General features: G+C 58.4%; 20 protein-coding genes and 2 pseudogenes. 15 read left to right on the top strand and 7 right to left on the bottom strand.

Annotated features, from left to right (window positions below; all coding sequences use genetic code 11):
* Positions 1 to 120 precede the first annotated feature (120 nt).
* The 4 genes from ACTG27_RS13380 to luxS are packed head-to-tail and all read left to right on the top strand — an operon-like array spanning position 121 to position 3,272.
* Positions 121 to 1,743, top strand: coding sequence for an NAD+ synthase (locus ACTG27_RS13380; protein ID WP_439979798.1), 1,623 nt, complete (start codon positions 121 to 123; stop codon positions 1,741 to 1,743).
* Positions 1,744 to 1,752: 9 nt separating this feature from the next.
* The gene (gene glnB, locus ACTG27_RS13375) at positions 1,753 to 2,091 is read left to right on the top strand and encodes a nitrogen regulatory protein P-II (protein ID WP_005308848.1); all 339 of its coding nucleotides are present in this window, start codon (positions 1,753 to 1,755) and stop codon (positions 2,089 to 2,091) included.
* Between the two features lie 50 nt (positions 2,092 to 2,141).
* Entirely contained in the window at positions 2,142 to 2,744 is a 603-nt protein-coding gene (locus ACTG27_RS13370) for a transglycosylase SLT domain-containing protein (RefSeq protein ID WP_439980521.1), read from the top strand.
* Between the two features lie 18 nt (positions 2,745 to 2,762).
* Positions 2,763 to 3,272: an S-ribosylhomocysteine lyase gene (luxS, locus tag ACTG27_RS13365; protein WP_005340462.1), complete on the top strand. Its 510-nt coding sequence runs from the start codon at positions 2,763 to 2,765 to the stop codon at positions 3,270 to 3,272.
* Between the two features lie 325 nt (positions 3,273 to 3,597).
* On the opposite strand, the gene ACTG27_RS13360 is transcribed toward luxS, so the two are convergent.
* Entirely contained in the window at positions 3,598 to 4,224 is a 627-nt protein-coding gene (locus ACTG27_RS13360; RefSeq protein ID WP_439979797.1) for a type II secretion system protein, read from the bottom strand.
* Positions 4,225 to 4,265: 41 nt separating this feature from the next.
* On the opposite strand from ACTG27_RS13360, the gene ACTG27_RS13355 reads away from it, so the two are divergent.
* The 7 genes and pseudogenes from ACTG27_RS13355 (at position 4,266) to deoD (ending at position 11,485) form a co-directional block, all read left to right on the top strand.
* On the top strand, positions 4,266 to 5,039 hold the full coding sequence (locus ACTG27_RS13355) for a TatD family hydrolase (RefSeq protein ID WP_439979796.1): 774 nt from the start codon (positions 4,266 to 4,268) through the stop codon (positions 5,037 to 5,039).
* A gap of 222 nt (positions 5,040 to 5,261) precedes the next feature.
* On the top strand, positions 5,262 to 6,536 hold the full coding sequence (locus ACTG27_RS13350) for a NupC/NupG family nucleoside CNT transporter (protein ID WP_005340466.1): 1,275 nt from the start codon (positions 5,262 to 5,264) through the stop codon (positions 6,534 to 6,536).
* Positions 6,537 to 6,661: 125 nt separating this feature from the next.
* On the top strand, positions 6,662 to 6,832 hold the full coding sequence (locus ACTG27_RS13345) for a XapX domain-containing protein (RefSeq protein ID WP_005340467.1): 171 nt from the start codon (positions 6,662 to 6,664) through the stop codon (positions 6,830 to 6,832).
* Positions 6,833 to 7,256: 424 nt separating this feature from the next.
* On the top strand, positions 7,257 to 8,030 hold the full coding sequence (gene deoC, locus ACTG27_RS13340) for a deoxyribose-phosphate aldolase (protein WP_005340468.1): 774 nt from the start codon (positions 7,257 to 7,259) through the stop codon (positions 8,028 to 8,030).
* 109 nt (positions 8,031 to 8,139) lie between these two features.
* Positions 8,140 to 9,471, top strand: a complete 1,332-nt coding sequence (gene deoA / locus ACTG27_RS13335) for a thymidine phosphorylase (protein WP_439979795.1) — start codon at positions 8,140 to 8,142, stop codon at positions 9,469 to 9,471.
* A 14-nt stretch (positions 9,472 to 9,485) separates the two neighbouring features.
* Positions 9,486 to 10,692: pseudogene (locus ACTG27_RS13330) on the top strand (phosphopentomutase).
* Between the two features lie 76 nt (positions 10,693 to 10,768).
* Positions 10,769 to 11,485: a purine-nucleoside phosphorylase gene (gene deoD / locus ACTG27_RS13325; RefSeq protein WP_005340471.1), complete on the top strand. Its 717-nt coding sequence runs from the start codon at positions 10,769 to 10,771 to the stop codon at positions 11,483 to 11,485.
* 67 nt (positions 11,486 to 11,552) lie between these two features.
* Here the strand turns inward: deoD and ACTG27_RS13320 are convergent.
* Positions 11,553 to 12,180, bottom strand: a pseudogene (locus ACTG27_RS13320) (AhpA/YtjB family protein).
* 120 nt (positions 12,181 to 12,300) lie between these two features.
* On the opposite strand from ACTG27_RS13320, the gene serB reads away from it, so the two are divergent.
* Together serB and ACTG27_RS13310 are read left to right on the top strand one after the other, a co-directional pair.
* Positions 12,301 to 13,311 carry a phosphoserine phosphatase SerB gene (gene serB / locus ACTG27_RS13315; protein ID WP_439979794.1) on the top strand — a complete coding sequence of 337 codons (1,011 nt, stop codon included), beginning with the start codon at positions 12,301 to 12,303 and terminating at the stop codon, positions 13,309 to 13,311.
* Positions 13,312 to 13,339: 28 nt separating this feature from the next.
* Complete coding sequence (locus ACTG27_RS13310) at positions 13,340 to 14,245, top strand: alpha/beta hydrolase family protein (protein ID WP_439979793.1); 906 nt, start codon at positions 13,340 to 13,342, stop codon at positions 14,243 to 14,245.
* A 54-nt stretch (positions 14,246 to 14,299) separates the two neighbouring features.
* Here ACTG27_RS13310 and ACTG27_RS13305 read toward each other — a convergent pair whose 3' ends face one another.
* A complete protein-coding gene (locus ACTG27_RS13305) occupies positions 14,300 to 16,678 on the bottom strand; it encodes a PilZ domain-containing protein (RefSeq protein ID WP_439979792.1) in 2,379 nt (792 codons plus the stop codon).
* Between the two features lie 100 nt (positions 16,679 to 16,778).
* On the opposite strand from ACTG27_RS13305, the gene radA reads away from it, so the two are divergent.
* Positions 16,779 to 18,146, top strand: coding sequence for a DNA repair protein RadA (radA, locus tag ACTG27_RS13300; protein ID WP_005340481.1), 1,368 nt, complete (start codon positions 16,779 to 16,781; stop codon positions 18,144 to 18,146).
* 81 nt (positions 18,147 to 18,227) lie between these two features.
* Here the strand turns inward: radA and ACTG27_RS13295 are convergent, their stop codons facing one another.
* Positions 18,228 to 18,608 carry a PilZ domain-containing protein gene (locus ACTG27_RS13295; RefSeq protein WP_005340482.1) on the bottom strand — a complete coding sequence of 127 codons (381 nt, stop codon included), beginning with the start codon at positions 18,606 to 18,608 and terminating at the stop codon, positions 18,228 to 18,230.
* Between the two features lie 100 nt (positions 18,609 to 18,708).
* Positions 18,709 to 19,191, bottom strand: coding sequence for an Rsd/AlgQ family anti-sigma factor (locus ACTG27_RS13290; protein ID WP_005348975.1), 483 nt, complete (start codon positions 19,189 to 19,191; stop codon positions 18,709 to 18,711).
* Positions 19,192 to 19,528: 337 nt separating this feature from the next.
* Here ACTG27_RS13290 and hupA point away from each other — a divergent pair, with 337 nt between their 5' ends.
* Positions 19,529 to 19,801: a nucleoid-associated protein HU-alpha gene (gene hupA, locus ACTG27_RS13285; RefSeq protein WP_005340484.1), complete on the top strand. Its 273-nt coding sequence runs from the start codon at positions 19,529 to 19,531 to the stop codon at positions 19,799 to 19,801.
* Between the two features lie 127 nt (positions 19,802 to 19,928).
* Here the strand turns inward: hupA and ACTG27_RS13280 are convergent, their stop codons facing one another.
* The gene (locus ACTG27_RS13280; RefSeq protein ID WP_439979791.1) at positions 19,929 to 20,372 is read right to left on the bottom strand and encodes a PACE efflux transporter; all 444 of its coding nucleotides are present in this window, start codon (positions 20,370 to 20,372) and stop codon (positions 19,929 to 19,931) included.
* Positions 20,373 to 20,535: 163 nt separating this feature from the next.
* Entirely contained in the window at positions 20,536 to 21,393 is an 858-nt protein-coding gene (locus ACTG27_RS13275; RefSeq protein WP_439979790.1) for a hypothetical protein, read from the bottom strand.
* Positions 21,394 to 21,434: the final 41 nt, after the last annotated feature.

The raw sequence follows: 21,434 nt of genomic DNA, 5'->3' as shown, positions 1-21,434 counted from the left end.
CTATCTACAGCTTATCCTTCTCACTGGTTGCTGTCACACGGTTACGCCTGTCTTGAACTGGCAGATTGCCCCCCTTTTCTTTATCATTCCCCATCATTTTCGAATTCAAGATGCATCGCCATGGCAAAAGCCCTCTCTCTGATGCTTGCCCAGTTGAATCTGACGGTAGGCGCCATCGAAGATAACACTGACAAAGTGCTCGCTGCGGCGGCTCAGGCCGAACAGCAAGGCGCTGATCTGCTGGTCTGTTCCGAGCTTGCCCTGACCGGCTATCCACCGGAAGATCTGTTGCTGCGCGCCGATCTGATGATGCGGGTCGAAGCCGCGTTGGCTCGTGTTGCCGAATGGCAGGGCAACTGTGCCATTTTGGTGGGTCACCCTTGGCGTGAAGGAGAGGCGCTCTACAACGCGGCTTCCCTCTATGAACAGGGCCAGCTGATTGCCCGTTACTTCAAGCAGGATTTGCCCAACTACGGCGTGTTTGATGAGAAGCGCTACTTTACCGCTGCAACCGAGACCTGCGTGGTGCCATTCCGGGGTCACCAGCTGGGGCTGCTCATCTGTGAAGATCTGTGGCAGCCGGGTCCGGCGCTGGCCGCCAAGGCGGCAGGGGCCGAACTGCTGCTCACCATCAACGCCTCGCCCTATGATCAGGAAAAACCCTGGATCCGCCGCGAGCTGATGGCCGAGCGCTGCGATCAGACCGGTCTGCCGCTGGTCTACCTCAATCAGGTCTGCGGTCAGGACGAGCTGATTTTCGACGGCTGCTCCAAGGTGTTCAGTAGCCAGGGCGAGTTGACTCACAAGCTGGCCCCGTTTGCCGAAGAGCTGATGCTGGTACGTTTTGCTGATGGCCAGCCAGTGAAGGAGCGGGAGCCCGCTGCGCCGCTGGAACCCTTGGCCGAGACCTATCAGGCGCTGGTGCTGGCGGTGCGCGACTATGTCACCAAGAACGGTTTCCATGGTGCCGTACTGGGTCTATCCGGTGGTATCGACTCGGCGCTGACGCTGGCCATTGCGGCCGATGCCATCGGGGCCGACAAGGTGCAGGCGGTGATGATGCCGTTCCGCTACACAGCACAGATGAGTGTGGAAGATGCCAAGGAGCAGGCCGAGCGGATGGGGGTTGAGTTCAACATCATCTCCATCGAGCCGATGTTCGAAGGCTTTATGGCCCAGCTGGCGCCCTTGTTTGAAGGCACCGCCCGCGATACCACCGAAGAGAACCTGCAGGCCCGCTGCCGCGGCGTGCTGCTGATGGCGCTCTCCAACAAACGTCGTCGCATCGTGCTGACCACCGGTAACAAGAGCGAGATGGCGGTCGGCTATGCCACGCTGTACGGTGACATGGCCGGTGGCTTCGACGTGCTGAAAGATGTGCCCAAGACGCTGGTATTCAAGTTGTGCGAATATCGCAACTCGGTTGACTATGTGATCCCGCAGCGGGTTATCGACCGTCCTCCTTCAGCGGAGCTGGCGCCGGATCAGGTGGATCAGGACAGCTTGCCCCCGTACGACATCCTCGATGCCATCCTCAAGCGTTATGTGGAAGAGGATGCGTCCGTGGCCGACATGGTGGCCGAAGGCTTCGAGGAAGCGGTGGTGCGCAAGGTGATCCGCTTGGTGGATCTCAACGAATACAAGCGCCGTCAGGCGGCGGTCGGGCCCCGCATTACGGCTCGCAACTTTGGTAAGGATCGCCGTTACCCTATTACATCCGGGTTCGGCAAACAGAACTGGTAAGGAGTCACCATGAAGAAGATTGAAGCCATCATCAAACCGTTCAAGCTGGACGATGTGCGCGAGGCCCTGGCCGAGATCGGCATCAACGGCATGACCGTATCCGAAGTCAAAGGCTTCGGCCGCCAGAAGGGCCATACCGAGCTCTATCGCGGCGCCGAATATATGGTCGACTTTCTGCCGAAAGTGAAGGTGGAGCTGGTGGTGCAGGACGAGGATCTCGATGCCTGCCTGGAAGCGATCCAGAACACCGCCCGTACCGGCAAGATTGGTGATGGCAAGATCTTCGTCTGCGAGGTGGAGCGTGTCATTCGTATCCGTACCGGCGAAGAGAACGAAGACGCGATCTGACCTTGGCTATCTCTTTACCTGACCAGAGGCGTGAAGTGCGGCCTCATTTGATGGGGTGGCTGCGCTTCGTGGTGGTCGCCAGCCTGTTGGCGGGCCTGACTGCTTGCAGTACCCGTCCACCGGCTCAGCCGGAGAATCTGTGCCAGATTTTTCGCGAGAAACCCGAGTGGCACAAGGCCGCGCTCAAGATGAACGAGAAGTGGGGGACGCCGATCCATGTGGTGATGGCCATGATGTATCAGGAGTCCTCTTACGTACATGATGCCCAGCCGCCGATGCAGTATTTTCTCTTCATCCCGACCGGGCGGGCCAGTTCGGCTTATGGTTATGCTCAGGTCAAAGATGAAACCTGGGCTGATTACCAGCGGGAAACCGGCAACAGCTGGAGTGACCGCGATGACTTTGCCGACGCCATCGATTTTATGGGTTGGTACACTAACAAAGCCCAGCGGCTCAATGGCACCTCCAAGTGGGATGCCTATGGCCAGTACCTCAACTATCACGAAGGGTGGGGTGGCTACCGGCGTGGCAGCTATCGCAGCAAGGGGTGGTTGATGAAGACCTCTCGCAAGGTAGAGGCTCGCGCCCAGCGCTACGGCGCCCAGTACCGTCAATGCAAGGGTCAGCTCTCCCGCGGGGGCTGGTTCTGGTAACCAAATCAGGAGTCAGAAATGCCGTTATTGGACAGTTTTACCGTTGACCACACCCGTATGGAAGCGCCAGCGGTGCGTGTGGCCAAGACCATGCAGACCCCGAACAAGGACACTATTACCGTGTTCGACCTGCGTTTCTGTGTGCCTAACCAGGAGATCCTCTCCGAGCGCGGTATCCATACGCTGGAGCACCTGTTCGCCGGTTTTATGCGTGATCACCTGAATGGCAACGGCGTGGAGATCATCGATATCTCCCCCATGGGTTGCCGTACCGGCTTCTACATGAGCCTGATCGGCGCGCCGGACGAAGCCCGTGTTGGCGCAGCCTGGCAGGCGGCCATGAGCGACGTGCTGACCGTGCAGGATCAGGCCAAGATCCCCGAGCTGAACGAGTATCAGTGCGGCACCTACAGCATGCACTCGCTGGAAGAGGCGCACGCCATCGCCCGTCATGTGCTGGAGCGCGGTATCGGCGTCAACCACAACGACGAGCTGGCCCTGCCGGAAGAGAAGCTGAAAAGTCTGTGAGGCTGATGAGCTGTCGCTCATCGGATAACCTCTTCAGAGAATGTTAAAAGAGCCGGTCAGCCATGCTGACCGGCTCTTTTTTATCTCGCCCGACCGCAATAGTGGGGATGGCTTGCTCACCTTGCCGACTCTGATTAGGATGGTTTTTGAACCGAATCCGTTGGCGGAGGTGTGACGATGAAAGGGGTATTGCTGCGTTGGCTGGCCCGTTACGACGCGTGGTGCGAGGAGTGGGGGCTCACTCAGGAGAACCGGCGCTGCTGCTCGCCGGTTCGTTATGATGATGATTCAAGCAAAGAGCGAGCTTGCGCAGAAGAGGCTGAGCTCAATCAAAATTGCGGGTCACGGCACCGGTAACACTGTTGTACTCGAAGCCGAGGCCGTTGGGGTGATCCGGGAAGCGGCCGATAGAATCGCGAAGAATATAGGTGCAATTCCTATGGGTTTGACCATGCTCATCAGTTTTGTAATTGATGCTGACTGTAGATATGTAGTCTGCTTTGTCGATCAGAGCTTGGTTTTCATTGCTGGCTACAACTGTGTATTCAGTTTCGAGTAACTCCTTGAAGACAAGCTTGCAGTCATCATTTCCAGAAATAGAAATGTAGTCTGATGGCAGCTTGCTCAAATCATACGTCTCGTTTATGCCTTTTCCGCTGCCCTCTTCAGAGCCCACTGGCCAGCCATAGAGATTGATGTCCATATTCTTGGCACCAAAACTTCCCAGATTATATAGAGCGAGAGCTTGTCCTTGTGTGGCTACTGCCCAGCCAGCATGAGCCAGCTGAACAGCACTGGCAAAGCTGCCTGCGGTCGCCGAGACAGTGTTTTTCAGGGCATCATCCTTGATATTGATAAAGCGGGGCAGGGCGGTGACGGCCAGGATCCCCAGCACTATGATCACCAGCACCAGTTCAATCAGGGTAAAGCCGTTGTTTCTGTTGTTCATCATGTTCAATGACCCATTAAATACCGCAAACAGGTGTGAGTGATATGCAGCTGATAGATACCCATTGCCATCTCGACTTTCCGGTGTTCGACCAGGACAGGGAGGCGCTGCTGGCCCGTTGTCGGGCATTAGGGGTGACGGAGTATATCATTCCTGCCATCGCAGAAGATAACTGGACTCGTGTGATGGCACTGGCAGAGCAACATGACGGCCTCTTTTACGGTCTGGGCATTCATCCCTGGTATGCCGGTGAACAGCGGGAGGGGGTGATGGAACGGTTGCGAGCGTTGGTGATGAGCCAGCCTGCAGGGCTGGTGGCCATTGGCGAGTGCGGGCTGGACCTCCGTTCACACGTGCCTCAGGAGGGGCAGCTTGCGCTGTTTGAGTCTCAGATCCGGCTGGCTGCCGATGTCGGGCTTCCCCTGATGATCCACTCGGTGCGTGCCAATGACACTGTGGCCAAGCTGTTGCGCCGTTTCAAGCCGCCTCGTGGCGGGGTGATCCATGCTTTCAGCGGTTCGTTGCAGCAGGCGGAGGCTTTCTGGCAACTGGGCTTTCGACTCGGGGTGGGCGGGGTGATCAGTTTTGAACGGGCGAACAAGACGCGAGAGGTATTTCGGGCTATGCCGCTCGAGGCTCTGGTGCTGGAAACCGATTCGCCCGATATGCCCTTACAAGGTGAGCAAGGCACCCGGAATACCCCGGAAGCGCTGCCGAAAATAGCGGAAATATTGATGACATTGCGAGATGAACCATCGGCAGATGTTGCCAAGGTGTTATTTGAAACTGCCCGACATATTTTCCATCACGACCAATAGCCATGAAACAATTTCGCAACACCTGATTTAGTTGTCAGGAAAAAAAATGAGCGTAAAAATCGTTTGCTGTCTAATTTTGTGACACTTGGATATTTTGATAACGATAAAATGTGACCAGCATTCTATTTTATCGGACTTTAATTAGTATAATGCGCTCCCCTTGATTAGTTGGGTTTAATAACAACTAACTAACAAGCCAGGTGCTACTAGAGGAAGATAATAATGAATTTGTTCATGGGTCTGGTAGGGATGGCGACGCTCGTCCTTATCGCGGTGCTGTTCTCCAGCAATCGCAAGGCAATCAACGTCCGTACCGTTGTCGGTGCGTTCGCAATTCAAGCCGGTCTGGGGGCGTTTGTTCTCTATGTTCCGGTTGGTCGCGATATCCTGGTCGGCGTGTCCGACGCGGTATCCAGCGTGATCAGCTACGGCCAGAACGGGATCGACTTCCTGTTTGGCGGTCTGGTCAGCAACAAGATGTTTGAAGTGTTCGGTGGCGGCGGCTTTGTCTTTGCCTTCCGTGTTCTGCCGGTCATCATCTTCTTCTCTTCCCTGATTGCAGTGCTCTACTACCTGGGCATCATGCAGATGGTCATCAAGTTGCTGGGCGGCGGTCTGCAGAAAGTACTGGGTACTTCCCGCACCGAATCCCTGTCTGCAACTGCCAACATCTTCGTAGGTCAGACCGAAGCGCCGCTGGTGGTTCGTCCCTACATCGCCAAGATGACTGACTCCGAGCTGTTCGCCGTCATGTGTGGTGGTCTGGCTTCCGTTGCCGGTTCCGTACTGGCCGGTTACGCCTCCATGGGCGTGAAGATGGAGTACCTGATTGCTGCCTCCTTCATGGCTGCACCGGGTGGTCTGCTGTTCGCCAAACTGCTGGTTCCCGAAACCGAGACCCCGAACTACGACGAAAGCTCTGCTGATGCCGAGCTGGATGACAAGCCTGCCAACGTCATTGACGCTGCTGCTGCTGGCGCTTCTGCCGGTATGCAACTGGCCCTGAACGTCGGCGCCATGCTGCTGGCCTTCATCGGTCTGATTGCCATGATCAACGGCATCTTCTCCGGTGTGGGTGGCTGGTTCGGTTATCCGCAACTCTCTCTGGAACTGCTGCTGGGCTGGATCTTCTCCCCGCTGGCCTTCCTGATCGGTGTGCCCTGGAATGAAGCAGTGGTTGCCGGTTCCTTCATCGGTCAGAAGCTGGTAGTGAACGAGTTCGTGGCTTACCTGAACTTCGCTCCGTACCTGAAAGACGAAGTGCTGATCAACGGTGTGGCCATGTCCGATCACACCAAGGCGATTATCTCCTTCGCACTGTGTGGTTTTGCCAACCTCTCCTCCGTTGCCATCCTGCTGGGTGGTCTGGGGTCCATGGCGCCGAACCGCCGCGGTACCATTGCACGCTTTGGTCTGAAAGCCGTACTGGCTGGCTCTCTGTCCAACCTGATGTCTGCCACTATCGCAGGCTTCTTCCTGGCACTGTCCGGCATGTAATCGCCGCCTGACTGACAGGGTATAAACACGAACGCCACGGCATCTGCCGTGGCGTTCGTGTATGGAGCGGTGACAACCGTTTTCCTATCTAAACTAATAATAAAATGAGTCAAATCGGAGGTTATATGAATGAAGTGCTACTGGCGATGGTGGCCGGCTTTATAGTTGGTTTGTTGTTTTCTTTCCTCAAATTGCCGATCCCGGCGCCTCCTGTTTTATCCGGGGTAATGGGGATCGTCGGGGTCTATCTGGGGGGATTGGCCTACTCCTGGATCCTGACTCGTTTCTTTTCGTAAGGCTTTTTTAGACCTGGATTTGCCAGATGTGAGGTACCTCTGAAATTGGCAAATCCGGCTTGCAAACAGGGGGTATCTCGGCTGAAATAGGCGTTGCCAGCAGGGTGCTGGCAATGACTAATACTCGATGAAATCGGGTGTTGGCGGTCAAATGGAATTGATTGGGAAGTCGGGTCAGATGTTGTCGGCCTTTCTCAAGTCTTCATGGAACCAAGTCCGCACTTTTGTAAGAAAGTGACAGGGCTCTTGCCTTATTTACAGTCGCAGTGCCTGCAGGGTGTTTTGAATAGCATCCCGATAGTGCCGGTGCCTTCGCACTGTAATTCCATTCCCGTATAGCTGGGGATTACTGCCTGTGCATCCATCGCTGGATGGTATGGTGGTGCCCGGTTATCTGGATTAAATCGAGACTTTGGAGAACAGAATGACTGATCTGAAAGTGGCCGCTCAGCGCGCCCTGAACCTGATGGACCTGACCACCCTGAACGATGACGACACCGATCAGAAGGTGATCGACCTGTGCCATAAGGCCAAGTCACCGGCTGGTCTGACCGCCGCCGTCTGCATCTACCCCCGTTTTATCCCTATCGCTCGCAAGACTCTGCGTGAGATCGGCGCAGCCGACGTACGCATTGCGACCGTGACCAACTTCCCGCACGGCAACGACGACATCGAGATCGCCGTGGCCGAGACCCGTGCCGCTGTCGCCTACGGTGCTGACGAAGTGGACGTGGTGTTCCCGTATCGCGCCTTCATGGCCGGTAATGAACAGATCGGTTTTGATCTGGTCAAAGCCTGTAAAGAGGCCTGCGGTGCCAACGTGCTGCTGAAAGTGATCATAGAAACCGGCGAGCTGAAAGAAGAGGCGCTGATCCGTCGCGCTTCCGAGATCTGTATCGATGCCGGTGCCGACTTCATCAAGACCTCCACCGGCAAGGTGCCGGTCAATGCGACCCCAGAAGCGGCACGCATCATGATGGAAGTGATCAAGGCCAAGAATCCGAAAGTCGGCTTCAAGCCTGCTGGTGGCGTGAAAGATGCCGCCGTTGCCGGTCAGTATCTGGCCATGGCCGAAGAGATCCTCGGCAACGACTGGGTATCCGCCCGAACCTTCCGCTTTGGTGCATCCAGCCTGCTGGCCAGTCTGCTGGCCACTCTGGGGCATGGCGACAAGCCAGCCAACACCAGCGGTTACTAATAGGTTGATGAGAGGGCGGACTGCTGTCCGCCCTGTTAGCCCCCACCATGCGGTGTGCGGGCAAGGATTCAGGCTTGTGTAACGCCAGCAATGGCGGAGGGAATGAAAGATGTTTTTGCCTCAAGAAATTATTCGCAAGAAGCGCAACGGTGAAGCGCTCAGTACCCAAGAAATTCAATTCTTCGTTCAGGGCATTACCAACAACACCATCGGTGAGGGGCAGATTGCCGCCCTGGCGATGGCGGTCTACTTCAAAGACATGACCATGGATGAGCGGGTTGCCCTGACCTGCGCCATGCGCGACTCCGGCATGGTGCTGACCTGGGATCACCTCAATCTGGGTGGCCCGATTGTCGACAAGCACTCCACCGGCGGTGTGGGTGACGTTGTCTCCCTGATGCTTGGCCCGATGGTCGCCGCCTGCGGCGGTTTCGTGCCGATGATATCCGGCCGTGGCTTGGGCCACACCGGCGGTACCCTCGATAAACTGGATGCTATTCCCGGCTACCAGACCTCGGTCGACAACGACCGTTTCCTGAAAGTGGTGAAAGAGGCGGGTGTCGCCATCATCGGCCAGACCGGCGATCTTGCCCCCGCTGACAAGCGTATCTATGCAGTACGTGACATTACTGCAACCGTCGAATCCATCGCCATGATCACCGGCTCCATCCTCTCCAAGAAGCTCGCCTCCGGGCTCGAAGCGCTGGTGATGGATGTGAAAGTGGGCTCCGGCGCCTTTATGCCGACCTTCGAAGCGTCCGAAGAGCTGGCCAAGAGCATAGTCGCCGTGGCCAACGGTGCCGGTTGCCGCACCTCTGCGCTCTTGACCGACATGAACCAGGTGCTGGCCTCCAGCGCCGGTAACGCGGTGGAAGTGCGTGAAGCGGTGCGTTACCTGACCGGCGAATACCGTAACCCGCGGATCCACGAAGTGACCATGGCGCTGTGCGCCGAGATGCTGATCTCTGCAGGCTTGGCCAGCGACGAGCGTGATGCCCGCGCCAAGCTGCAGGCGGTGCTGCATAATGGCAAGGCGGCCGAGATCTTCGGTCGCATGGTGACTGGTCTCGGTGGCCCGGCCGATTTCATGGAGCGTTACGACGCTTACCTGCCCAAAGCCGCCATCGTGCGCCCGGTCTTCGCGGCCAACAGCGGTTTTGTGACCGCCATGGATACCCGCGAACTGGGTCTGGCTGTGGTCGCCATGGGCGGTGGTCGGCGCGCTGCCGGTGACAAACTTGATTATGCGGTCGGTCTGACCGACTTTATCCGCCTGGGTCAAAGCGTCGATGCTGACAAGCCGATCGCGATGATCCACGCTCAGACTGAAGAGCAATATGCTCAGGCTGCCAGCATGGTGCAGGCGGCTGTCCGGATTGGTGGCGAGCGGCCGGAGGCACTGCCTGAAGTGTACCGCCGTATCACCCTGGCCGATTTGTAACAAGGGGAAGACCCATGAAACGTACCTTTATTCTGATGATGGACTCTTTCGGTATTGGCGCTGCTGCCGACGCCGACAAGTTCGGAGATGTGGGCGCCAACACCCTTGGCCATATCGCCAAGGCGTGTGCGGCAGGTGAAATTGAAGGCCGTGGCGCCCTCAATCTGCCGAACCTCAACAAGCTGGGTCTGGGCCACGCCTGCGAGCAGGCCTCCGGCTACTTCCCGGAAGGGCTGAAAAAAGATATCGAGGTGGTCGGTGCCTACGGCTTTGCTCAGGAGCTCTCCTCCGGCAAGGATACCCCGTCCGGTCACTGGGAGATCGCCGGTGTGCCCGTGCTGTTCGAGTGGGGCTACTTCACCGATCACCACAACAGCTTCCCGCAGGAGCTGCTGGACGCCATCGTCGAGAAGGCTGGTCTGCCGGGTTATCTCGGCAACTGCCACGCCTCCGGTACCCAGGTGCTGGATGATCTGGGCGAAGAGCACATGAAGACCGGCAAGCCGATCCTCTACACCTCTGCCGACTCCGTGTTCCAGATTGCCTGCCACGAAGAGACCTACGGCCTCGAGAAGCTCTATGAGCTGTGCCACATCGTGCGCGAGTTGTTGGAGCCCTACAACATCGGCCGCGTGATTGCGCGTCCGTTCGTAGGCACTGGCAAGGGTAACTTCAAGCGTACCGGTAACCGTCACGACTACTCAGTGCTGCCGCCGGCGCCGACTGTGCTGGATTACATGAAAGATGCGGGCGGTCAGGTGGTCTATCGGCAAGATTGCCGACATCTATGCCCAGCAGGGCATCACCAAGCAGGTGAAAGGGACCGGTCTGACCGAGCTGTGGGATCGCACGCTGGAAGAGGTGAAAGCGGCCGGTGATAACACCATCGTCTTCACCAACTTTGTGGACTTCGACTCCTCCTACGGCCACCGCCGTGATGTTGCCGGTTATGCCGGTGCGCTGGAGTATTTCGATTCCCGCCTGCCCGAGCTATTTGAGCTGCTGCAAGATGGCGATGTGGTGGTGCTGACTGCCGACCACGGCTGTGACCCGACCTGGGGTGGCACCGACCACACCCGCGAATACATTCCGGTGCTGTTCTTCGGCAAGCCGGTCAAGGCTGGCTCCGTCGGTCGTCGCGAGACCTTTGCCGATATCGGCCAGAGCATCGCGGCTTACCACGGCCTGCCGAAACTGGCGTACGGTACCAGCTTCCTGTAATTTACCCGCCCGCCACTTCGGCGGCGGGCAATTTATAAAACAATAAAACTCAACCTAGTGTGAAGGAATCAAGAGAATGGCAACTCCTCATATCAATGCGAAAGATGGCGCCTTTGCTGATACCGTGCTGATGCCGGGCGACCCCCTGCGCGCCAAGTACATCGCTGAAACTTTCCTGGAGAACGTTGAGCAGATCTGCGACGTGCGCAACATGTTCGGTTTCACCGGTACCTACAAGGGCCGTCGTATCTCCGTGATGGGCCACGGCATGGGTATCCCGTCCTGCTCCATCTACGCAAAAGAGCTGATCACCGATTACGGTGTGAAGACCCTGATCCGCGTGGGCTCCTGTGGCGCTGTGCGTGAAGACGTGAAACTGCGTGACGTGGTGATCGGTATGGGTGCCTGCACCGATTCCAAAGTAAACCGTCTGCGCTTCAAGGATCACGACTTCGCTGCCATCGCCGACTTCGATCTGGTTGCCAATGCCGTGCAGGCCGCCAAGAACAAGGGCGTTGCCGTGCGCGTCGGTAACATCTTCTCCGCCGACCTGTTCTACACCCCGGACCCCTCCATGTTCGACGTCATGGAAAAATACGGCATCCTGGGTGTCGAGATGGAAGCCGCAGGTATCTACGGCGTGGCCGCAGAGTACGGTGCCAAGGCACTGACCATCTGCACCGTCTCCGACCATATCCGTACCGGTGAGCAGACCACCTCTGAAGAGCGTCAGCTGACCTTCAACGACATGATCGAAATCGCACTGGATTCCGTCCTGCTGGGCGACAAGTAATTCCCTTGCGAATAAGAAACGGCGGCCTTCTGGCCGCCGTTTTTGTATCTGCTCTCTGGTTGCGCCATCAATTTTCCGGAGGTGGCGAGGGGGGCGTACTCTTTTTCTTGTGCTTGCGCACCCGCATGTAGTTGCGGCGTACGCCGTAGGAGATGAGCACTCCGGCCAGCAGGGCGACCAGCAGCATCAGGCGCTGTTTCTCCGGGTGTCTGCACCACCTTGAGCCGGGTGTCCTTGTCTGCCAGCATCTGCTGCTCTTCCAGGGTGATGCGCAGGAAGCCGATGGTCTGCTCGCCATCCCGGATCTCCTGTACGAACTGGATCCGCCCCTTGCCCTGCTCCGGCAGTGACTTGTTATCGCTGCCGATGGGCAGCAGGCTCTCCAGCGGCACCGCCTGCTCAGACTGGGCGAGGGGAATGCCGCGTCCATCGTAGAGGGTGGCATCAAGGATCTCCGGCTCCGCCGCCAGATCCCGCGCCAGACGCTCCAGCTCGCTGCTCTTCTCCTCCTTGATCCAGCGCTTCATGTCGCGGGAGGCATAGGCGACCAGCGCCTGTGCCCGGTTGCGCGCTTCGCTGTGCAGCGAGGCCTGGCTTTCACCCTGCATATGAATGAGCACACCGAGCACCCAGCATCCGAGCAGGATACCGGCACCCAGGCTGAGAACACGTTTGATGGGAAGATGACGCTGCAAGCGCGAGACCTCATGGTAACAAGGAGTGGCGGGATCTTGGCGCTTGCCTGTACAAAAAGCAATACGCTACTCTGGGCCAGCATTGTTAACCCCCTGATCACCAAGGAAGGCGTATCCCTTATGTTGTTGTCCCGGCTCCCCCCTCTGTTATCCGATTGGCCCGCGTTGTTGTCAGGCTCACCCTGTTGGCAGCTCAACGCAGATGCGTTGCAACCGACAGAGACTCCGCAGGCTGGCGGCTGGTTGGTGCTGTTTGGCAAGGGGCTGGGTGCCTCCCATCTGGCGCGCCTGTCGCCACTGTTGGCTGCGCAGGAGTTGGCAGCCACCCTCTATCCTCCCACCGAGGTGGCGGGCGTGCCGTTGCTGCTGCTTGGCTGCGATCGCTTCTCTGCCGAGCTGGTGGCCGAGCTCAAGAGCGGTGAGTGGGAGATCGATCTCTGCCATCTGCCAGCGTTACCTACCCTGAAGGAGCCCGGCCTGCTGGTGATGGATATGGACTCCACCGCGATCCGCATCGAGTGCATCGACGAGATTGCCCGGCTTGCCGGGGTTGGCGAGCAGGTGGCGGCAGTGACGGCCGCAGCCATGCAGGGCAAGCTGGAGTTTTCCGACAGCCTGTGCAATCGGGTGGCCCTGCTGGCAGGGGCGCCGGTCACCATTCTCGACGAGGTGGCGGCATGGATGCCCTGGATGCCGGGCTTGCAGCTGATGGTCGATATCCTCAAACAGGCGGGGTGGCGTGTGGCCATCGCCTCCGGCGGTTTTACCCGTTTTGCTGGCCAGTTGCAGCGCGAGCTGGGGCTCGATGCCATCTTCGCCAACGAGCTGGCGGTGGAAGGGGGTCAGCTGACCGGCAAGGTGAGCGGGCGCATCGTTGACGCCAGCGTCAAGGCCGAGATGTTGCAACAGCTTGCTCAGGAGTACGGCATTGCTGCCGACCAGACCGTGGCCATCGGCGATGGTGCCAACGATCTCAAGATGATGGGGGTCGCGGGTCTTGGCATCGCCATTCACGCCAAGCCGCTGGTGCGGGCGCAGGCGGCGGCCACCCTCAATCATCACGATCTGGAGGGGGTGATCTGCCTGCTGGCGGCGCGGGCCTGCAGCGAGCAACGTTGGGACAAGCGCTGACAGTGTTTCAAGGAGGAAACCAATAAAAATGGAATTGTTGCAGCAGTCTCTGTTTATCCCCTGTGGTGGCCATCAATTGCATGTGCGCCACATCAAACCCCGGGTCGCAGTGCATGGAGAGCCGATCCTGATGGTGCATGGCGCCATCGAGAACGGGCGGATCTTCTATACCGAATCGGGCAAGGGGCTGGCCTGCTTTCTGGCCCGTCACGGCTATCAGGTCTATGTGGCTGATTTGCGGGGGCGGGGGCTCAGCACTCCGGCCATCGCCGAGCAGGCGGAGCACGGTCAGCATGAGCTGATCACCGAGGATCTGCCCGCCCTGCAGCGCTGGATTGCCGAGCGCCATCATGGCTTCAAGGTGCACTGGGTGGCCCACTCCTGGGGCGGTGTCATCATGGCCTCGACCCTGGTGCGCTTCCCCGAGCTGGCGGAGCAGGTGGCCAGTCTGCTGTTTTTTGGCACCAAGCGCGGCGTGTCGGTGCACAATCCCGAGCGCTGGCTGAAGGTAGATCTGATCTGGAATCGGCTGGCCCCCTGGCTGGCCCGCCGCCGTGGTTTTCTGGCGGCTCGCACTCTGAAGATCGGTGCTGACGACGAGCCGCTGCGCTATCTGCAGGAGACCATCCCCTGGGTCAAGTGCGGCCCCTGGCAGGATCCTCACGACGGTTTTGCCTATGACGAGGCGGCGGCACGGGTCAACTGGCCACCGCTCTGGATGATTTCGGCCAAAGCGGACAAGGTGCTGGGTCACCCGACCGATGTGCGCCGTTTCAGCGACGAGATGGGGTCGGTCACGCGTCACACCCGATTGGGGCGGGACAATGGCAACTGCCTCGATTATGACCACATCAACATGCTGACCGCCCCGCAGGCGCAGGAGGATCACTTTCCCCAGATCCTCGACTGGCTGCTTAACCCGCAGGCGGCATGACAAAAAACAGGGCGCCTCGAGCGCCCTGTTTCATTTTTGTCTGTTTCCGGATCATCAGTTCAGTGGTGGCGTGATGCCAAAGCGGAACAAGGTGGCCTGGGTGGTATCGGTCAGCTCGCCCACCCCCACCACGCTCCACAGCTCCTCTTCCAGCTTGCGCGCCTTGTGGATGGCGAACTTGGCGATGTAGTCCAGCTCGTTGGCGATGAAGTTGGTGTCGGGCCGTCCGGTACGGGAGATGCCGACCATCACCGAGTAGAACTCCCCCTGTTGCTGCGCCAGCTCGATGAACTGACGCTTCTCTTTGACGTTGGCAAAGCTGCTGGCCAGCCGGCTGCTGAAGATGGGCAGGCCGGCCTTGGTCTGGATGCTGGCGATATAGACCTCGTCTTCTCTCGGTTTGTCCTCCCGCTCGATGGCACGCAGCGGGTTCATCAGCAGCTCCTTGAGCAGCTCCCCCTGAAACAGCGGGTAGAGGTTCTCCTGCTCCGGCAGCTCGGCACAGGCTTGCAGCAGCCGCTGCAGACTGCGCGGTTGCAGAGACTTGCCGATGGAGGCCGGTTTGGGCGCGCCTTTCAGCTTGTTGACGTAGACCGGCGAGTTGAACAGGTGGTGGGTGTAGATGTTGCGCAGTGCCCGCGCTAGCCCGCGATAGCGACGCTGCTCCTGCGCCGCCTTGAGCTTGTTCTGGTTGCTCTCGATCAGCAGGCTGAAGAACTGGCGGCCGGTATGGCGATCCGAATCCCCTTCGATGCAGAGGTGCAGCACGGTGCGGGTCATGTTGAGGCTGACCAGCCGATAGGAGAGGCGCTGCAGATCCATGCTCTTGGAGAGCTCCTGCAAGCGGGGCAGGGCGATGGTCACCACATCGTTCTTCTCGCCGATAAAGGCATCTTCCAGCTCGATTTGCAGGCCGTGAGTCGAGATGTCGCGAGTCCAGCCGATCCAGGATTTGCCGTTGTGATGGATGGCGACCGCGGTCTTGTGGATATAGCGCGACTCCTTGCGCAGCTGAACATAGTGCAGGGTTTCGATCTCGAACGGAGCAACCCCCTGTTCGTGACCAAAGCGTTGCAGCTCGTTGGCGTTGTTGCTGACCCCTTCCTGATGGAACTCTTCCCGCTGGGACTCCAGGCCGATCTCCTGCAGCAGGCCGCAGTAGCCGACCTGCTTGAGCCGCTCGAGCAGCAGGATGTCTTGCAACTGCGGGTTGTCCTGCCCCTGCAGTTGTCCCACATCTGCTTCGATCAGATCGCACGCCTCCAGCGTGAACTTGTAGACTCGCCAGCTGGGGCGGCGGGAGCCTACCTGGAAGAAGAGGGCGGTGAGGCCACTCTGGCGCAGCTCCTCGGCGGTGGCGGAGAAGAAGTAGATGTGGCTGCGCACCGTGTGGGTAAAGCAGTAGATGATGGTCTCGGTGGTGGTGCCGGGGGCCGGGCAGAGCCGTTTCATCCGCTCCGCGCTGAAAAGCCCCGCGAGGGCATCGCGGTTTTTCTCATCGCGCCAATACTCCAGCAGGTGCTGGTTGTTTTCCGTGCGCAGGGCAATCTCGAGATTGGGGCTGTCGCCGGTGCCGAAGAAGAGCGGCATGCCGGTCATCCGCGGCAGATAGAACTGCTCATACCCCTTGATGATGGCGGCGGAGAGCAGATAGTCGACGCTGACCCGATAGCGGATTTTGTTGGCGTCGATAAAGTCGCTGAGGAAGGCATCAAAGGCTGGCTGTTCGCCGGAGCGCACCAGTCGCAGCCAGTATTTCCCCTCTTTGCTCTCTTCGCCAAGGATCTGATAGCCGACCGGCTGGTGCAGCACCGGATTAGGGGTGTCCCGCTCCAGTCCGGTAAAGAAGACCTCCACCTGGGCGCCGGTGTGATAGTTCGGCAGATAGGGAACCGAGACCCGCATGCCACCCAGCGAGAGATCTGAACTCTTGGCGAACAGCTTCTCTCCGTCCTGAAACTTGATCAGCACCGGTGAGCTGAAGTGCATCCGCTCCTGGCGGCGGCCGTAGTAGCTGGCAAAGGCGATGGTGTTGACATCATATTGCCGGAAGGGGCTGGCCGGCGGAGACAGCTGACCATCCACGCGGGCGTTGTGGTGCTGTTTTTGCCACTGTTGCAGCGCCTCGTAGACACCGAGGGTATAGATATCGCGGTAGAGATAGCACTGGGACTGGAACAGGGCAATCGCATCGGCGGGCATGAAGTGAGTGATGCTGTCGAACTCATGTACCAGGCACTCATCCTCCAGCTCATCGCGCATGTCGATGACCCTGCGGCAGGGGGAGCACTTGCGCTTGAGCTCCATCTTGATCAGAAAACGGCTGTTGCTGTTTTCCTCCTGAGTCATGCGGTTGAAGATCTCCTCGAAATCTTTCTCCCGCAGCAAGGGGACGAGTTGTTCAATCAGATGTTGCTGGTGTTCTGAATCCATTTGTTCCTGCCACGGAAAGTCACTTTTCCGATTCTGGGTTTGATCTGTCGGTCGCAAACAAGTATATCAAGCAGGAATTCATCCTGTCCCCGAGTTATCAATGGCCAAAAATAAAACTGCTTATGTTTGTTCCGAATGTGGTGCCGACTTCACACGCTGGCAAGGTCAATGCAGCGAATGCAAGGAGTGGAATACCATCACCGAGGTGCGCCTCGGTTCGGTGAGCCCCGCTGGCAAGAGTGCCCGTTACACCGGTTATGCCGGCGCGGTCGGCAGTCAGGTACAGACACTGGCAGAGATCGCCACCACCGAAATTCCCCGTTTTACCTCAGGTTTCAAGGAGCTGGATCGGGTGCTTGGTGGCGGTGTGGTGCCAGGCTCGGCCATTCTGATCGGCGGCAACCCGGGGGCGGGCAAGTCGACCTTGCTGCTGCAAACCATGTGTGGTCTCGCTGAACGGATGAAAACCCTCTATGTCACTGGTGAGGAGTCGCTCCAGCAGGTGGCGATGCGGGCCAACCGCCTTGGGCTACCTACCGACAAGCTGCGGATGCTTTCCGAGACCAGCGTCGAGCAGATCTGCCTGATTGCCCAGCAGGAGCAGCCGCAGATCATGGTGATTGACTCCATTCAGGTGATGCATGTGGCGGATGTGCAATCGTCCCCCGGTTCTGTCTCTCAGGTGCGCGAAGCGGCAGCGCTGCTGACCCGCTATGCCAAACAGAACCATGTGGCCATCTTTATGGTGGGTCATGTGACCAAGGATGGCAGTCTGGCGGGTCCCAAGGTGCTGGAGCACTGCATCGACTGCTCTGTGCTGCTCGATGGTGGCCATGACTCCCGTTTTCGTACCCTGCGCTCTCACAAGAACCGCTTCGGTGCGGTCAACGAGCTGGGGGTCTTTGCCATGACTGAACAGGGGATGCGCGAGGTGAGCAACCCCTCCGCCATCTTCCTCAGCCGGGGGCAGGAGCAGGCGCCTGGTTCCATCGTCATGGTGATCTGGGAGGGCACCCGGCCGCTGCTGGTGGAGTTGCAGGCGCTGGTGGACTACTCCCAGCTCTCCAACCCGCGCCGGGTGGCGGTGGGGATGGATCACAACCGGCTCGCCATGTTGCTGGCGGTGCTGCACCGTCACGGCGGGTTGCAGATGGCGGATCAGGATGTCTTCATCAACGTGGTCGGCGGGGTCAAGGTCGAGGAGACCAGTGCGGATCTGGCGCTGCTGCTGGCGATGGTCTCCAGCTTCCGGGACCAGGCGCTGCCCAAGGATCTGGTGGTGTTCGGCGAAGTGGGTCTTTCCGGTGAAATTCGCCCTGTGCCGTCCGGCCAGGAGCGGTTGCAGGAGGCGGCCAAACACGGTTTTCGTCGTGCCATCGTGCCGCACGCCAATGCCCCCAAGCATCCCATCGAAGGGATGGAAGTGGTGCCGGTCAAGAAGCTGTCTGAGGCACTCGAGGCGCTGTAATCCCTCAGCATTGCAATCGAGACAACCGCACAACGAAAAAAGAGCGCCTCGGCGCTCTTTTTTATGGGCTGGCACCTGCCATCAGGGCTGGCTATGTTCCAGATGTTCGCTCAGCAGTTGTTCCAGCTCGCGGTGGAGCAGCTCTTCGTCGCCGACGTTGAGCTCGATCATCCGCTTGAGATGGGTGGCGCTGTCGATATCGATGTGGTGGCAGTAGAAACCCAGTTTTTTGCTGGCTTCGTGGGTCAGCTCGACCTGCATTTTGATCTCGATATCGCTACCGCTCAGGATAAAGCTGAGCTGGTACTCCTTGTTGTCACGGCTCTCCCAGTCGTCGGGGCGGATCAGCAGGGCTCCCTGCAAGGAGACGTCGACAAGCTGGGTCTGCCACTTCTGTTCCCCCTGGGTGAGTTCTGCCATGGTCAAGTAGAGGATCCGTGCAAAACGGCGGCGCTCAGACATGCTCATCTCCTGTATGCAATAAGTGTGGACGCTAGGGTCATTGCTCTGAGTGTAATCCACCTTGGTTGCCAGTATCTTGAACTTGCTCCGAAAATGGCATTCAGGCTTGCTGGGTACTTAAGGATTCCACCACATGAAGCGCCTTGACCAGGCGATCTTCCTGTTTGAACCGCTCTTCCAGAACCGGCCCCAACTCGTTGAGATCATCATCCAGTAGCAGCAATTGGGCCTCGTCGGCATCACTGTATTTGTCGTTGAACTCGAGGGCGAATTCAGTGCTGTTACGAATATGGGGATAGATGCGCTTGGCCAGCTCCAGTGTTTCGCCGCTGGCTTGCTCGAAGGCGGTGACGACGTGGTGGTAGATTTCGAAATGGCCCGCGCTGACATAGTCGACCAGGCGGTCGCAAAACTGATGCAGCTCTTCTGTTTTGGGCAGGCTGCGTTGCTTGGTTCGCGCCGGAGTGAGGCCTGCCAGCTGCATGTATCCGACCAGCAACGCTTGCCTTGCATCCAGCCAGTCGTCGATAGCTTTATGCTTGCCTGCCAGCGCCTGCTTGGTCTGTTCCAGTTTCGTCAACATAATCCCTATCCCTCCGTGGGGCAAAGGCTGGCCGATTGTTCGGTATTCCGAGCCGTTTGAGCAGTGACACAACCTATAACTAGGGAAAATCTGGACAAGCGTCAATAGCCATGGGGGGATAATGTTAAGTGGCGAAGAAATAGTCAGTGGATTGTGTCTGCGTGCTAGCAGGTTTCAGGCCTACTCACGGTTTTTCGCGTGTGGAATGTGACTATTTCCGCAGATCTTGATGAAAACCCCAGCGTTTGACGCGTTCGGCTCGATAAAGGCTTTGCCTGTGAGTTTTTTTTTGCATAGAGTGACCCAGCGCTAAATGCCCGATCATAAAGGAAATGTTATGAACAAAGCTCAACTTGTCGATGCGATTGCCGCCAAAGCAGATCTGAGCAAAGCTCAGGCCAAAGTGGCTCTGGAAGAGATCATCAATGGTATTACCCAGAGCTTGAAAGAAGGCGATGCTGTGCAACTGGTCGGTTTTGGCACCTTCAAGGTCACCCACCGCGCAGGCCGCACCGGTCGTAACCCGCAAACTGGTAAAGAGATCCAGATTGCTGCTGCCAACGTGCCTTCATTCGTGGCTGGCAAGGCTCTGAAAGACGCCGTCAAGTAAGTCCGAAAGTCTGTTTTGTCCAATGCCAGTCAGCTTGCTGACTGGCATTGTTTTTATGGGATTCTCCCATCCTTCCTATTAGTCCTTCCTGACTTTTCCTTCTGTCAGCCTCGTGGCGGCTGAGGCCTTATGCCGTTTGCGGGTTGGATGGCAGCGGCCAGATCCGCTCATAGGCCCAGGTAAAGACCATGATGTAGACGAGGTAGAAGGCAGCGAAACCGAGATCCAGCATCAGGGCGTCCCACACTCCCAAATCGAGCCAGAACATGACGCAGGGGAGGGAGAGCATCATAAAGCTCGCCTCATAGCCAAACGCGTGCAGGAAGCGGTCCAGTGGTCGCTTGTTGGTGCGCCCGCAAAGTTTGAGCAACCCCTTGTCGAACAACAGGTTCCAGCCATAGGTCCAGGCGGTGGCGACGATGGAGAAGAAGATGGCCAGCGAACCGACCTCGGCGACGCCCTGACCGAACAGCTGGCTGATCAGCGGTGCGACCAGTGCCAGCCCGATGCCTTCGTAGAGAACCAGATAACGAAGTCGATCCGGGGTGGTGCGAAGTTGAGTACTACTCATGGGGATATGCCTCCTGTGGGAGGCGCATTCTAATCAGGGGGTTGGTTAAAAGAGAAGCATCGGCCCGTCATGACTGGCGTTGAGGGGCATGATGATGCCCCCTCTTTGCGATACTTTTCTATTGCCTACTTGGGCGGTAGCCCTGAGTGGTCAAGTCTGCGACTCAGGCGCCGGTTGGCGTAACCCGGGTCAGCATGGCAAAGCCCTCCTCCACTTGATTGAGCTCTACCTTGACCTCTCCCAACTCGGCGAGCGAGGCAACATGGGTGCCGCCACAGGGGATGGTGACCTCCTGGCCTTCCAGCATGCAGTGCCAGTAACGGGAATCGATGATCGCCTCGCCAGCGCGGCTGCGGCGGATCTCGCTCCCGGCTGCGATCCAGTCGGCCAGCTGCTGGTTGACCTTCTCTTCAATCAGCGCCAGATCTGCCAGCAGTGCCTCGCTGTTGACCCCTTTCTTGCGCAGGCTCTTGCCGATTCGGTACTGCTCCCGCGAACCGCAAGGCTCGACCCGCGAGCTTTGAATAGCCAGACGGTCGAAGTCGGGCTGGCCCAGTGCATCGCGCTCGCTTACCTCCTTGCGCCAGTAGGGAGTTAGTACTCGATTGAGCGCCAGCGCGGCCAGATGGCAACCGCTATGGCCAAGGCTCAGGGCGTGGCGGGCAGCGCTATCTACTTGCAATTCGACCTGGCTGCCAACGGCCAGCTCATGGTCACCGGTCAGCGGGTGGACCACCACGAAACGCCATCCCTCTGCGCCCCGCTTGACCGGAATGGCAGTATCGACGAACAGCTCGCCATCCGGGCTGATGGCCCCCATTCGGCAAGGGCCAATGGTGGCTTCGCCCCCTTCCCAGCGAACATGGCCTACATCCCCCGGCTGATCGGGCCAGAGGTGGCTCTGGGGATGAAAGGGGGTGAGGTCGGTGACCAGCAGCGTGGTGTCACCGCGCTGGCAGCAGACCACGCTGGCCTGCTCTTGATGATGGCCCAGTACGAAGCTGGCTCGGGTATGTTCCATGGCAAGGCTCCCGCAACGATAAATGAGAAGAGAAAGCGGCA

This window comes from Aeromonas sp. 97A, assembly GCF_051919185.1.
In the GTDB taxonomy this organism is placed as follows: Bacteria; Pseudomonadota; Gammaproteobacteria; order Enterobacterales; family Aeromonadaceae; genus Aeromonas; species Aeromonas veronii.
This window is presented reverse-complemented; position numbering and strand designations above follow the sequence as displayed.

Excerpts from the sequence above, each read along its gene's own strand:
- ACTG27_RS13380 (WP_439979798.1), top strand. The coding sequence starts at position 121 with ATGGCAAAAGCCCTCTCTCTGATGCTTGCCCAGTTGAATCTGACGGTA.
- glnB (WP_005308848.1), top strand. The coding sequence starts at position 1,753 with ATGAAGAAGATTGAAGCCATCATCAAACCGTTCAAGCTGGACGATGTG.
- ACTG27_RS13370 (WP_439980521.1), top strand. The coding sequence starts at position 2,142 with ATGGGGTGGCTGCGCTTCGTGGTGGTCGCCAGCCTGTTGGCGGGCCTG.
- luxS (WP_005340462.1), top strand. The coding sequence starts at position 2,763 with ATGCCGTTATTGGACAGTTTTACCGTTGACCACACCCGTATGGAAGCG.
- ACTG27_RS13360 (WP_439979797.1), bottom strand. The coding sequence starts at position 4,224 with ATGATGAACAACAGAAACAACGGCTTTACCCTGATTGAACTGGTGCTG.
- ACTG27_RS13355 (WP_439979796.1), top strand. The coding sequence starts at position 4,266 with ATGCAGCTGATAGATACCCATTGCCATCTCGACTTTCCGGTGTTCGAC.
- ACTG27_RS13350 (WP_005340466.1), top strand. The coding sequence starts at position 5,262 with ATGAATTTGTTCATGGGTCTGGTAGGGATGGCGACGCTCGTCCTTATC.
- ACTG27_RS13345 (WP_005340467.1), top strand. The coding sequence starts at position 6,662 with ATGAATGAAGTGCTACTGGCGATGGTGGCCGGCTTTATAGTTGGTTTG.
- deoC (WP_005340468.1), top strand. The coding sequence starts at position 7,257 with ATGACTGATCTGAAAGTGGCCGCTCAGCGCGCCCTGAACCTGATGGAC.
- deoA (WP_439979795.1), top strand. The coding sequence starts at position 8,140 with ATGTTTTTGCCTCAAGAAATTATTCGCAAGAAGCGCAACGGTGAAGCG.
- deoD (WP_005340471.1), top strand. The coding sequence starts at position 10,769 with ATGGCAACTCCTCATATCAATGCGAAAGATGGCGCCTTTGCTGATACC.
- serB (WP_439979794.1), top strand. The coding sequence starts at position 12,301 with ATGTTGTTGTCCCGGCTCCCCCCTCTGTTATCCGATTGGCCCGCGTTG.
- ACTG27_RS13310 (WP_439979793.1), top strand. The coding sequence starts at position 13,340 with ATGGAATTGTTGCAGCAGTCTCTGTTTATCCCCTGTGGTGGCCATCAA.
- ACTG27_RS13305 (WP_439979792.1), bottom strand. The coding sequence starts at position 16,678 with ATGGATTCAGAACACCAGCAACATCTGATTGAACAACTCGTCCCCTTG.
- radA (WP_005340481.1), top strand. The coding sequence starts at position 16,779 with ATGGCCAAAAATAAAACTGCTTATGTTTGTTCCGAATGTGGTGCCGAC.
- ACTG27_RS13295 (WP_005340482.1), bottom strand. The coding sequence starts at position 18,608 with ATGTCTGAGCGCCGCCGTTTTGCACGGATCCTCTACTTGACCATGGCA.
- ACTG27_RS13290 (WP_005348975.1), bottom strand. The coding sequence starts at position 19,191 with ATGTTGACGAAACTGGAACAGACCAAGCAGGCGCTGGCAGGCAAGCAT.
- hupA (WP_005340484.1), top strand. The coding sequence starts at position 19,529 with ATGAACAAAGCTCAACTTGTCGATGCGATTGCCGCCAAAGCAGATCTG.
- ACTG27_RS13280 (WP_439979791.1), bottom strand. The coding sequence starts at position 20,372 with ATGAGTAGTACTCAACTTCGCACCACCCCGGATCGACTTCGTTATCTG.
- ACTG27_RS13275 (WP_439979790.1), bottom strand. The coding sequence starts at position 21,393 with ATGGAACATACCCGAGCCAGCTTCGTACTGGGCCATCATCAAGAGCAG.